Origin of the sequence: Neorhizobium puerariae, from assembly GCF_042429745.1 — a bacterium.
In the GTDB taxonomy this organism is placed as follows: domain Bacteria; phylum Pseudomonadota; class Alphaproteobacteria; order Rhizobiales; family Rhizobiaceae; genus Neorhizobium; species Neorhizobium puerariae.
The window spans coordinates 57,995-69,808 of sequence record NZ_JBHMAA010000006.1 but is presented as its reverse complement, the minus strand read 5'-3'; the positions used below and the strand labels follow the sequence as shown (position 1 = coordinate 69,808).

Annotated in this window: 12 protein-coding genes; 4 read left to right on the top strand and 8 right to left on the bottom strand. The window is 62.0% G+C overall.

The annotated features are described in order from the left end of the window. The first annotated feature begins 35 nt into the window (after positions 1 to 35). The 3 genes from ACFFP0_RS03725 to ACFFP0_RS03715 all read left to right on the top strand — a co-directional run bounded on the left by ACFFP0_RS03725 (position 36) and on the right by ACFFP0_RS03715 (position 3,039). Positions 36 to 731, top strand: coding sequence for a Crp/Fnr family transcriptional regulator (locus ACFFP0_RS03725; RefSeq protein ID WP_377256413.1), 696 nt, complete (start codon positions 36 to 38; stop codon positions 729 to 731). A gap of 99 nt (positions 732 to 830) precedes the next feature. Continuing rightward, on the top strand, positions 831 to 1,277 hold the full coding sequence (locus tag ACFFP0_RS03720; RefSeq protein WP_377256410.1) for a pseudoazurin: 447 nt from the start codon (positions 831 to 833) through the stop codon (positions 1,275 to 1,277). 271 nt (positions 1,278 to 1,548) lie between these two features. After that, complete coding sequence (locus ACFFP0_RS03715; RefSeq protein ID WP_377257038.1) at positions 1,549 to 3,039, top strand: PAS domain S-box protein; 1,491 nt, start codon at positions 1,549 to 1,551, stop codon at positions 3,037 to 3,039. Between the two features lie 32 nt (positions 3,040 to 3,071). On the opposite strand, the gene ACFFP0_RS03710 is transcribed toward ACFFP0_RS03715, so the two are convergent. Genes ACFFP0_RS03710 through ACFFP0_RS03695 form a run of 4 tightly spaced genes read right to left on the bottom strand, consistent with a single transcriptional unit; the run spans position 3,072 to position 5,518 of the window. Further along, positions 3,072 to 3,368: a metal-sulfur cluster assembly factor gene (locus ACFFP0_RS03710; protein WP_377256407.1), complete on the bottom strand. Its 297-nt coding sequence runs from the start codon at positions 3,366 to 3,368 to the stop codon at positions 3,072 to 3,074. Continuing rightward, the gene (locus ACFFP0_RS03705) at positions 3,361 to 3,882 is read right to left on the bottom strand and encodes a DUF2249 domain-containing protein (RefSeq protein ID WP_377256404.1); all 522 of its coding nucleotides are present in this window, start codon (positions 3,880 to 3,882) and stop codon (positions 3,361 to 3,363) included. The genes ACFFP0_RS03710 and ACFFP0_RS03705 overlap by 8 nt, the downstream gene beginning before the upstream one ends. Next, a complete protein-coding gene (locus ACFFP0_RS03700) occupies positions 3,879 to 5,237 on the bottom strand; it encodes a hypothetical protein (protein WP_377256401.1) in 1,359 nt (452 codons plus the stop codon). The genes ACFFP0_RS03705 and ACFFP0_RS03700 overlap by 4 nt, the downstream gene beginning before the upstream one ends. 11 nt (positions 5,238 to 5,248) lie before the next feature. Beyond that, positions 5,249 to 5,518 carry a DUF2249 domain-containing protein gene (locus tag ACFFP0_RS03695; protein WP_377256398.1) on the bottom strand — a complete coding sequence of 90 codons (270 nt, stop codon included), beginning with the start codon at positions 5,516 to 5,518 and terminating at the stop codon, positions 5,249 to 5,251. A gap of 201 nt (positions 5,519 to 5,719) precedes the next feature. On the opposite strand from ACFFP0_RS03695, the gene hemN reads away from it, so the two are divergent. Beyond that, the gene (gene hemN / locus ACFFP0_RS03690; RefSeq protein ID WP_377256395.1) at positions 5,720 to 7,072 is read left to right on the top strand and encodes an oxygen-independent coproporphyrinogen III oxidase; all 1,353 of its coding nucleotides are present in this window, start codon (positions 5,720 to 5,722) and stop codon (positions 7,070 to 7,072) included. A 75-nt stretch (positions 7,073 to 7,147) separates the two neighbouring features. Here hemN and ACFFP0_RS03685 read toward each other — a convergent pair whose 3' ends face one another. The 4 genes from ACFFP0_RS03685 to ACFFP0_RS03670 are packed head-to-tail and all read right to left on the bottom strand — an operon-like array spanning position 7,148 to position 11,752. Then, positions 7,148 to 9,046, bottom strand: coding sequence for a nitric oxide reductase activation protein NorD (locus ACFFP0_RS03685; RefSeq protein WP_377256392.1), 1,899 nt, complete (start codon positions 9,044 to 9,046; stop codon positions 7,148 to 7,150). Positions 9,047 to 9,057: 11 nt separating this feature from the next. Then, positions 9,058 to 9,870 (bottom strand): CbbQ/NirQ/NorQ/GpvN family protein, encoded by an 813-nt coding sequence (locus ACFFP0_RS03680; protein ID WP_377256390.1) that lies wholly within the window; start codon positions 9,868 to 9,870, stop codon positions 9,058 to 9,060. 60 nt (positions 9,871 to 9,930) lie between these two features. Next, positions 9,931 to 11,277 carry a cbb3-type cytochrome c oxidase subunit I gene (locus ACFFP0_RS03675; protein ID WP_377256387.1) on the bottom strand — a complete coding sequence of 449 codons (1,347 nt, stop codon included), beginning with the start codon at positions 11,275 to 11,277 and terminating at the stop codon, positions 9,931 to 9,933. Positions 11,278 to 11,299: 22 nt separating this feature from the next. Then, positions 11,300 to 11,752 (bottom strand): c-type cytochrome, encoded by a 453-nt coding sequence (locus ACFFP0_RS03670; protein ID WP_377256384.1) that lies wholly within the window; start codon positions 11,750 to 11,752, stop codon positions 11,300 to 11,302. Positions 11,753 to 11,814 lie beyond the last annotated feature (62 nt).

Sequence of the window (11,814 nt, the reverse complement as noted above, 5' to 3'; positions counted from 1 at the left end):
CCACGAAGTCCCGGTCCTTAGCGGAGAGCACATCGTTGAAGATCGATAAGAGTCTGGTCCGAACCTTTCCCCTGTTCGAGAGGATGGACGATGCCGATACCGAGGCCCTTCTTGCTCACGCGAGCTCGCGCAGGGTGCCGGTCAGTGAGGCGGTTTTCGAACAGGGTGCCGCGGCCACGCATTTCTATCTCCTCCTCCATGGCAGGCTGAAGGTCACGCAGGTCACGGAAGATGGTCAGCAGATCATCGTTCGCGTGGTCCATCCCGGTGACCTCTTCGGTTTTGCCAAGGCGCTCCAGCGCAAGGATTATCCGGGCACGGCGACCGCCGTCGCCGAAAGTATCGCGCTTTGCTGGCCGACGGAGCTCTGGCCGCAGTTCGTCGATCGAAATCCCCGTCTTGCGGTTACTGCCATGCAGACGATCGGGCAGCGCCTGGAGGAGGCCCATGCCCGTATTCGCGAGATGTCCACCCAGGAAGTGGAGCGGCGGGTGGCGCATGCCGTCCTCAGGCTGGTCAAGCAGGCGGGACGCAAGGAGGGTGACGCGGTGCGGATCGACTTTCCGATCTCCCGGCAGGACATCGCCGAGATGACCGGCACCACGCTTCATACCGTATCGAGAATCATGAGCGCGTGGGAAGCCAGGGGACTTGTCGAGGGCGGGCGCCAGAAGCTTCTCGTGAAGGATGCGGAAGGCCTGCTTGCCTTGGCCGACAGCGCCAAGGAATAGAATCTCCACGACATTTGCGGTGCGTCAAAGAACGTTTTCGCTCGCACGCTAAGTTGGCTCCAACAGAGGCTCGATGGCCTCCCCAACAGGAGCAAGACAATGAAAAAGACTTTAGCTTCCCTTCTCGGCACGGTGATCATCGTTGCCGCGTGCGGAACCGCTGCGACGGCAGCCGACTTCGAAGTTCACATGCTCAACAAGGGCAAGGACGGGGCAATGGTTTTCGAGCCGAGCTCGCTGAAGATCGCCAAGGGCGACACGGTGACCTTCGTGCCGACCGACAAGTCCCATAACGCGGAAACGATCGATGGCCTCATTCCGGACGGCGCAACGCCTTTCAAGGGCAAGATGAACGAGAGCATCAAGGTAACTTTCGACGTTGAAGGTGCCTACGCCGTCAAGTGCTCCCCGCATGTCGGCATGGGAATGATCGGCCTGGTCGTCGTGGGCGACGCTCCGGCAAATCTCGAAGCGATCAAGGCTGCCAAGCTGCCGAAGAAGGCGCGCGAGCGCCTCGATGCAGATATCGCTGCCGCCGGCGTATAAGCTGGCTGCAAACCGATGGCGGCCGCGTTCTCCTCCGCGGTCGCCGTCGTCGGTGAAAGCCGCTGGGCGTGGAATATAGAGCGCCATGCGTCCTTCCAGACGCACGAAGGACGCTCGAACCGATTGAATCGACGCATCGCGCTTTCCGAAGATCGATTCCGATTTTCGGGCCGATGCTGTAGCCGGGCACGCTGCTGGTGAGCTACATTGGCCTTTTAGAGGCAACCGGGCGGGATCTGAGCATCTCATGCTGTCGAATGAATTCTTCGGGATGCGGGATCGGGTCCTGCATTCGTTCATCAGGCGTCCGTTTCCCGACCAATATGGCTATGCCCTCGCAATCGTGACGGTATCCATAGCCTTTGCCCTGCGCCTGGCGCTGCACGGCATCCTATTCGACAGAGCCCCATTCATCCTATTCATCCTGCCGATCCTGTTTACGTCGGTGATCGCCGGATTCAAGCCGGCGCTGCTGGCGGTCATCCTTTCGGTCAGTGCGGCCGGCTATCTTACCGGTGTCGGGGAGAGGGCCGAGATCGTTCAACTGGCGATCTTCGCCGCCGTCGGTCTGGCGATAGCGCTCTCTGGCGGGTTGCTTCATTCCATCAGGCAGGCCATCGCGAACACGGAGGTGATGCTGGAGGCAAGGGAAGCGCATCTTCGATCCATTCTCGATACGGTGCTCGACGCGACGGTGGTCAGCACCCGCGACGGTACGATCGTCTCGTTCAACGCGGCAGCGGTCCGCCAGTTCGGGTATACGGAAGAAGAGGTGGTGGGCCAGAACCTGAGCATGCTGATGCCCGAACCGTATCGAAGCGAGCACGACGGCTACATCGAACGTTACCTCCAGACAGGAGAGAAGCGGATCATCGGCGTCGACCGCGTCGTCGTCGGCCGGCGCAAGGATGGTTCCACCTTTCCGATGAAGCTCGCGGTGGGAGAAATGCGTTCGGGCGGAGAAATGTTCTTCACGGGGTTCGTCCGCGACCTGACGGAGCGCGAACAGACCGCGGCCCGGCTGCAGGAAATCCAGGGCGAGCTTGCAAGGCTGGCGCGGTTGAACGAGATGGGGGAGATGGCCTCCACCCTGGCGCACGAACTGAACCAGCCGTTATCGGCCATCGCGAACTATGTCCATGGATGCATGCGCCTGCTGCAGAAGACCGCGGACCCGAATGCCCTGAAGATCAGGGATGCGCTCGACGAAGCCGCGCATCAATCCGTTCGTGCGGGGCAGATCATCAGGCATCTGCGCGAATTCGTCAGCAAGGGGGAGACGGAGAAGGCGGCCGAGAACATCAGGCAGGTCGTGGAGGAGGCGGGCGCACTCGCGCTGGCGGGTTCCAAGGAGAAGGGGGTCCGGACGCTGTTCGAGTTCGCTCCCGGCGGCGAAATGGTGATGGTGGACCGGATTCAGATACAGCAGGTCCTCATCAACCTCATGCGCAACGCCGTGGAGGCGATGAAGGATTCCCCGCGCAAGCAGCTTACCGTCAGCACCAGATCCAACGGCGCGAACGAGATCGTCGTCCAGGTGGACGACACCGGCCCGGGCATTTCGGAAGAAATCGCCTCGCAGCTCTTCAATCCCTTCGTCACGACGAAGGCGGGCGGGATGGGGATCGGTCTTTCGATCTCCAAAAGGATCATCGAGGCCCATGGCGGCGACATATCGGTCACGAAAAACAGTGCCGGAGGAGCCAGTTTCCGATTTACCCTTCCGGCCTTCGTTCCCGAAGACCAGGATGCGGACGGCTGAGGCGGCCTGTCTGCCGGGCCGGATCATGAAGCTCACGGAGACATCATCGAGGGGGTCCAAGGCGGATCGTAGGTCAGTTCGACGTCGACGCCGGTAACGCCCGGCACCGATGCCGCGCATGCCCGCACGGCCTCGGTCAGGAAGGCGGAGGCCGGGCATCCCCTTGTCGTGGTGGTCATCACGATATAAAGGCCGCCGGCAGGCCTCGCCTCGATCCGGTAGATCAGGCCCATGTCCACGATGCCGCGCCCGACCTCCGGGTCGATGACGGTCGACAGCCGCTCCCTGACCTGCTCGATCGTTTCCGCCTGCTGGTGCTGGTCAGGCATTGGCCTGCTCCTTGCCGATACGGATCATGATCCGGTAGGTGCTGCCGCTCCGGTCGAAATTGCCTACCCACTGATGCCCCCGGCGAGTGAGTTCCGGAAACAGGAAGACCGGCTCTCGCGCGAGCACGGCGAAGATCACTTCGCCCTGGCTGAGCGCCTCGGCTTCCGCGAGGATACGCTGCATGGGTTCGGGCGGGTCGAGATCGGAAAGATCGAGCTCCACGGATGGCTCTTTCCAGAGTTCAGGCGAAACCGCGTTATCGGACACGGTAACCTTCTCTTCCAGCCGCGGCGTGAAGCGCACCTCGAAGCCGCCGTTGTCGAGTTCGACGATCTCGTGGTCGAAGCCCTTGGAATCCATCACGCGAAAGAGCGGCTGTGGTTTGAAGGGAGCAAGCAACCTGAGGCCCTGACCCGGCTGCAGCGCGCTGACGGCCCTCATGATTTCCTCGAACGGTTCGCCGCCGTTCTGCAGGATGGGTCTCACATCGAGTTCTTTGAATTCCTGGGTCACCGTGGCCTCCCGTTGACGCTTGGTAGGAACAGATGATGGTCTGCAATGCCCGCTGGCAAGCCGGTCGCCGGCGGGACCGTGGCGAGACGGCGGGGCTGAACGAATTCGAAGGCGAGCGCGCAGACGGCCATGAGCTGGACCACCGTCGCCCACCTGAACATATCATGCCCATCGACGGCCAAGGCAATGGCCGCCGTTGCGGTTGCACCGAAATAGAGGGCGAACCATGCCGATGCACGACGCTCGTTGACGAGATCCTGCACGCGCGGAACAGCGATCCGGCCCAGAACGGGGCCGTAGAACTCCAGCCACGTCATGAAGGCGACGATCTTGTAGAGCTGGCCGAGGCCGAGGCCCGTCAGCCAGCCGAAGGTGAACAAATAGACGCCCGGGACGATCATGTCGCCCGCAGTGCCGGCCGCGATCGAGATGCCGAAGAGAAGGAAGCAGGCGACCAGCATGGCAATCGCCACCAGGCTCGCAAGCACGTTCATCTCCACGGCTTTTCGTTTCCGTTCGCGGAAGATGGAGTAGATGTCCACCGCATAGAAGAGGACGGCAATCCCGCCGATCGCGACAGCGAGATCGAGCGGCGGATCTGCATCCATCCCGGCGACGGCGAGAATGATGCCGACAATCGCCGCCGCGATTGCCGCCGCCGTCAGCCAGCCCACGATCCTACTTGTCGCGCGCGTCCTTTCGGGTGACAGAAGGAACATCGTCAGAAGGCGATAGCTGACGCCGATGGCGGTGACGGTCATCCATCCCACGAGGCCGAGATAGGCGTGCGCCGGACCGGCTTTCAACACCAGGTCGACGAGATGCGGATCGTCGGACAGGCCCGAAAGAGGAAGGGTGAAGAGCAGCCCGACGACGGTGAAGCCGACAAGCGGTACGCAGCCGAGCGCGACAAATTTCGATGGCACGGGAAGCGGGCGGGCTGGGGCGAGGGTGCCTATCACCATCCAGCAGAGACCTGCGAATGCAAGCGTCAGCAGCATGCCGCCGAGTGGCAGGGACCATGTCCAGAGCGGGAGGATGTCGGCCAGCCCGAGGAAGCCTGCGAGCAGGAAAAAAAGCCCAGCGACGGTTAGGAGCAGGACCGGCAGGGCGAGGAAAGCTGAGTGCAACTGCCTGGAAGCCAGGACCGGGACGAACTGAAGCAGCGATCCGGCGAACAGGAGGCCAAGCCAGCCGATCGCGACCAGATGGATGACTACGAGAGATGCCGGATCTTCGGCGGGAAGGAACGGATAGCCGAAGCCCGACGCCATCAGAGCCAGCCCGGCGACCAGACAGATCAATGCCGCCGCAAAATAGGTCATCGTCCAGCGGGAAATGGTGACGCCAGGCATGGCTTCATCTCTCAATGACCGCAGCAGCAGTCGCAGCCGGAGCTTTGGGCTCTCTGGATTTCGACACGCCAGACGCTCGGTCCCTGTTCCAGATATTGCCAGTCGAACTGTTCCGGATACCGGCTTTCGATCTGGTAATGCAGCGGCCGCGGATCGTGATCGCTCGTGACATGCATGATGCCACCGGGAGCGAGAGAGGTGAGGACGCCAAAAATCTTCGGGTGGCGTTCGGCGGGCGCCAGCGTCCTGACGTCGATGGAAGGTATCTGAATATCCGACATTCGTGTTGTCCTTGGCCTTTCAAACTGTCCTTGCTGCCGGCGGATTCCAGCCGCATTGGAGACTTATCAGGCACCGGCCGGAGCGAGTTTGTGGTGGCGCAAATATTTCAGGAAAATCGAAAGCGGCCTTGATTTCGCACAAAGATGAGGCGGCCTTTGCCCGGTAAACGCTTTCCAGAGTGATCTGGAAAGGTGCCTGAGATGTCGGAAGCGATAATCGAAAAATATGGGGATGCGCGACTTCCCCGCTATACCAGCTATCCCACGGCTCCGAATTTCACGACCGGCTTCGACGCCCGGGAGTATCCGGAGTGGCTGCGGGCCTTCCCGGAAGACCAGCCGACATCGCTTTATCTTCACATCCCGTTCTGTCGCTCGATGTGCTGGTATTGCGGCTGTCACACGACGATTACCGAGCGGGACAAGCCGATCCTCGACTATCTGGATGTGCTCCACAGGGAGGTCGAGCTGCTGGCGTCGGCCAGAGACGACAGTTTCAACGTCGGGGAAATCCATTTCGGCGGCGGCACGCCCACCATCATCAAGCCCGGCGAGTTCGTCGCCCTGATGGACGCGCTGAGAACCCGCCTCGGCTTCGCCGAGAAGATCAACGCCGCTGTCGAGATCGATCCACGCACCCTTACCGCGGAGATGGCGATGGCTCTCGGGGCGTCGGGCGTCACGCGCGCGAGCCTTGGTGTCCAGAGCTTCGATCCGAAGGTACAGAAAGCGATCAATCGCATCCAGAGCGTGGAAACGACGATGGCGACGGTGGAGCACCTTCGCCACAACGGCATCGATGCGATCAACTTCGATCTCATCTATGGTCTTCCGCACCAGACGGTCGATTCCTGCGTCGCCACGGTCGAAGCTGCCGCCCGGATGCGACCGGACCGCCTGGCGGTTTTCGGATATGCCCATATCCCGAGCTTCAAGAAGCATCAGCGTCTCATCGACGAGGCGGCTCTTCCCGATGCGCGTGAACGTGCCCTGCAGGCTGCCGCGATTGCCGAAGCTCTGGTGGATGCCGGATATGTGAGAATCGGGCTCGATCACTTCGCTCTGCCGGGAGACGACCTTGCGCAGGCGCAGGCCGGAGGCTGGCTACACCGGAATTTCCAAGGGTATACCACGGATGCCTGCCAGGCTCTTATCGGACTGGGAGCCTCCTCGATCGGCAGGCTGCCCCAGGGATACATCCAGAACGAGGTCCCGCCCGGCCTTTATGCAACCCGCGTTTCGAAGGGAGAATTGCCCGTCGCCAAGGGGTATCACCTGACCCCGGAGGACCGGCTGCGCGGCGAAATAATCGAGAGGCTGATGTGCGATTTTGCCGTGGACGTGGCTGCGCTTGCTGTGGCGCATGGTTTTGATGCCGGTCTTCTCCTGACGGGCAACGAACGCATCGACGAGCTTGAGCGGGATGGGCTGATCGAGCGTGAGGGCGGATGCATCAAGGTTTCCGACGAACACCGGTTCATCGTAAGGGCCGCCGCTTCCGCGTTCGATGCCTATCTGAACAACAGCGGCAGATCGTTCAGCAAGGCAGCGTGAGCTTTCGTCCAGTCTGGGAAAGTGGAGGTCCGGCATGTCCCCGCATGGCCGGACCTCCGTTGCGGCCGGGCTGCCTTAGCCCGTCAGGCCGCGATAGATGGCGGGCAATGCCGCCGGCAGCTTCGAGACGTTCCCGACAACCGCATAGCCATTGCGCCCGAACATCGTCGGGAGATAGGATTTCGCATCCTTGTCGACGGTGACCGCGAATACGTTCACGCCGAGGCGGCGTGCTTCCTGTACGGCGCGGCGGCTGTCCTCCAGCGCGAAACGGCCTTCGTAATGATCGATGTCGTTGGGTTTGCCGTCGGTCAGCACAAGCAGCAGCCGCGTCCGGTTGGGGCGTTTCGCCAAGCTGGACGTCGCGTGCCGCAGGGCCGCTCCGAGGCGTGTGTAATAGCCGGGTTTCAGGCCGGCGATGCGCTCTTCCACCACCGGAGAAAACCGCTCGTCGAAGCCCTTCACCGTCTCCACCCGCACCCAGGACCGGCGGCGCGAGGTGAAGGTGAGGATGGAGTGATCCGTCCCGCAGGCGGTCAAACCCTGGGAGAGGACGAGAAGGGCTTCCTTTTCGACGTCCAGAACACGCCGGTTGTCGATCCATGCGTCGGTCGAGAGGGAAACGTCGACCAGTATGGTGACGGCAAGATCGGGGGTTCGTGGCCGGCTCGTTATGTGAATGCGATCGGTCGCGTGTCCTCCGGCAACGAGATCGGTCCTGCGCCGGACAACGGCGTCAAGATCGAGCTCCATCCCGTCGATCTGCGATTTGAGCAGCTCATGGCGCGGATGCAGGATTTCGAACTGCTTGCGTACCTTCCTGACCAGCGCCTTCGTATCGTCCGACATTTCCCAGCGATCGTTTGAAGCGGACGTTGGAACGGCCAGCACCCGGCAATGATTCTTCAGATACGAAGCTCTGCGGTAATCCCATTCGGGGTAGGTGAGCTTTGCGGCGATCTCCTGCAGGTCGACCATTTCCGGGGGAAGGTCGAGATCGAAGCGGAAGCGGGATGACGGCCGTTCCCTCCGGTGCCCGAGGACCATCTCGTCGAGATCCTCGGCGGCCTTTCCGTCCTCGTCGGGTGCGTCATCCGTCGGCCGGTCGACGTTGACCATCTCGGCCATCGCCAGGATCTTTTCGAAACGGTTGAGGATGAACGGGCTGCGGTCCGAGCGTTTTTCGTCTTCCCGTTCCCGCTGGGCCGTGAAGCGCCGCCTTCCATTCGCCCCCTGGGGGTCGCCAAGCGGCGCTTCCGAATCGTCCGCCGTGGTGCGGCTTTCCTCCTGCGGGAAGAATTCCGGCCAGAGCGGCACATCCATCATCGGCTGGTAGCCCGGAGGCGCGCGGCGGGGGAAGATCGCTTTCGGCGTATCGTCCGGCAAGCCTGCTCCGGTTCGCAGCAGGCTGATGATCCTGCTTTCCACCAGCCGTTCGACTGAGGGGAGCGTGCCGCGATGGCGTTCGGCCAGGGTCGCCTTGCACAGGCGTCTGTAGACGGGACGAAGCCCGGGGAAAGCAGAGAGCGTCTTTTCCACGTTCACGATTGCCAGGTGGAGCCGCTCGAGGTCCGTGGCGAGAGGGTCTGCCGTTGCTGGGCGGTTTTCGGCCAGCATGGCGACAGCCGCGGTCAGCCAGATGAAGAGGTCCCGGTTCAGGCCACGATCCGGAAAGAAGTCGATGACCTCCGGCAGCATCGCCCTTGCGAAATCCCGGCCGGATCGCGCAATCCTCTCCTCACCCAGTCCCACGAGCTGTCGAAGCCTGAGGCGATGTTTCGAGGTGCGCTGATGGGCTGCCACGAGCTGGACGGCATGATCTCCGCCGAAGCCGCGGAAGCAGGACGCGAGGACGGATTTCATGTCGTCCAGCGCGACCGCATGATCCGGATAGCGCGGCAGACTCCGCGTCTGGCCGACCAGTCGATGCCAGGCCAGGCCGACTTTCTCTTCCAGCTCCAGGAAATCCAGCATGGCGATATCCTTTATGCGACGACTGCGTTCGCCAGTTCGGCGAGTGCCGCCCGTACGTCGGAATCGTCGGTCAGCGGTTCGATCAACGCCGCGCGGATGGCATCGCGCGGCTTGAGGCCGCTTTCGATGAGCGAGGCGCAGTAGACGAGCAGCCGTGTTGATACGCCTTCCTCGAGATCATGCCCCTTGAGCGCGCGCAGGCGGTGGGCGAGGGTGACGAGCGGCACGACCTGCCGTTCCGGAAGGCCGCTTTCAGCTGCGACGATCGCAACCTCCTGCTCGCGGGGAAGGAAGTCGAATTCGATGGCGATGAAGCGTTGCTTGGTCGAGGGCTTCAGCGTCTTGAGAATGTTCTGGTAGCCGGGATTATAGGAGACGACCAGCATGAAACCCGCCGGGGCCTCCAGCACTTCTCCCGTCCTTTCGAGCGGCAGGATGCGGCGGTCGTCGGTCAGCGGATGGATGACGACGGCGACATCCTTTCTCGCTTCGACGATTTCGTCGAGATAGCAGATGCCGCCGTTGCGCACCGATCGCGTCAGCGGCCCGTCGACCCATATGGTTTCGCCGCCCTTCAGGAGAAAGCGACCGGTCAGATCGGCCGCCGCGAGGTCGTCATGGCAGGAGACTGTGACCAGGGGCAGCCCCAGCCGCTCCGCCATATGGCTGACGAAGCGGGTCTTGCCGCATCCGGTCGGGCCTTTCAGAAGCAACGGAAGCTGCCGTTTCCAGGCCATTTCGAACAGTTCGCATTCGTTTCCCGCTGGTACGTAGTGCGGGATCAAACCCTGTTTGGCCGAGCCAATTTGAGGAATCATGCTCATCGGAATGTCCTTTTGGTGATGTGGGGAGAGTGCGGCTCCCTCAAGGGAGCCGCACTTACGCTATTCGGCCGGGAGGATGCTTGCGCTGGGTGTCGGCTGCCGCTCGCGGCCCGGTACGAACAGAGCCCAGAGGAACATCAGCGCGGAGATCAGGACGAAGACGCCGGAGCCGAGCCTGATCCAGTAGAAGATCGCCAGCTGGTCCTGGACATCCATGTAGCCTTCTCCGAGAACACGCTGCAGGTGTACCTGAAGGACGCCCGCGAAGGTCAGGGCGAAGGTCATGACCGACATGGCCGTGCACATGATCCAGAAGCTGACGATCGAGAGCCACTGGTTGTAGGGGCTGCGACCGCGCAGTTCCGGAACCGCATAGGCCATGACGGCGAGGTTCAGCATCACGTATGCGCCGAAGAAGGCGAGGTGGCCGTGGGCCGCGGTGACCTGCGTGCCGTGCGTGTAGTAGTTGACCGACGACAGCGTGTGCAGGAAGCCCCAGACACCGGCGCCGAAGAAGGCCATGACCGAGCAGCCGATCGACCAGAGGAGGGCGGCGCGGTTCGGGTGCTTGCGGCCGGCTTTCCAGGTCATCACGAAGGTGAAGATGACCATGGTGAAGAAGGGGGCCACTTCAAGCGTCGAGAAGAGCGAGCCGATCCACTGCCAGTAACCCGGAGCGCCGATCCAGTAGAAGTGGTGGCCGGTGCCGAGAATGCCCGAGAAGAGCGCAAGGCCGACGATGACATAGAGCCACTTCTCGACGACTTCGCGGTCGATGCCGTTGAGCTTGATCATCAGGAAGGCGAGGACCGACGCCATGATCAGTTCCCAGACGCCTTCGACCCAGAGATGGACGACATACCACCAGTACATCTTGTCGAGGGCGAGGTTGGCCGGGTTGTAGAAGGCGAAGAGGAAGAAGATCGCAACACCCCAGAGACCGAAGATCAGGATGTTGGTGACGACGGTTTTGCGGCCCTTGAGCACCGTGAGCGTCACGTTGAACAGGAACATGAGCGCCACGACGACGATGCCGACCTTGATCGGGAAGGGCTGTTCGAGGAATTCGCGGCCCTCGTGGATATGGAAGAGGTAGCCGACCACGGCGATCGCCGCCGCGACCAGGAAGAGCCAGAACTGCACGATTGCGATCCTGGTGCTGTACAGCTCCGTTTCCGCCTCTTCGGGCAGGAGGTAGTAGGTAGACCCCATGAAGCCCATCAGCAGCCATACGATCAGCGCATTGGTATGGATCATCCGCACGATGTTGAAGGGCAGGAGTTCCGAGAGCGTGTTCGGCAGGACATAGATCGTGCCGGCGAGAACGCCGAACAGGACCTGGGCGATGAACAGGCCGAGCGCGCCGTAAAAATACAGCATGGCGACCTTTTGCGTCTGATATTTCATGTCTTTTTCCCTTCCCGTGAGATCAGCCGGCATCGTTCGGTGGCCAGTTCTGGGTCTTGATCCTGCTGGTCCATTTGAGGAAGTCGGCCAGATCGTCCAGTTCCCGGTCCGTCAGGTTGAACTGCGGCATCTGCCGCCTGCCTTCGATGCCGCTCGGCTGTGCCGCCATCCAGGCCTTGAGCGTCGCGCGGGCGGTATCCGGATCGGTGTCGCCACCCCAGCGCTTCCACACGTTCCCCAGTTCCGGCGCGAAATAGGCGCCTTCGCCGAGAAGCGTGTGGCAGTTGATACAGGCGTTCTTCTCCCAGACGTGTTTGCCGCGCGCGACGGAATCCGTCAGCGTCGCCTCGTCGGTGGAGGTGGTTCGCATGTAGTAGTGACTGTGGGCGGTGAGCCCGAGAAAGATTGCGAAGAAGAACGCGGAGCCGCCGTAAAAGACGTTACGCGCCCCGGTCTTGGTGAGGCGTTCTGCCATCCTCATATCCCCTATGTGCGGATGCCTTGCGGCAAGTGCGGGATCTGATCCGACAAGAGCGG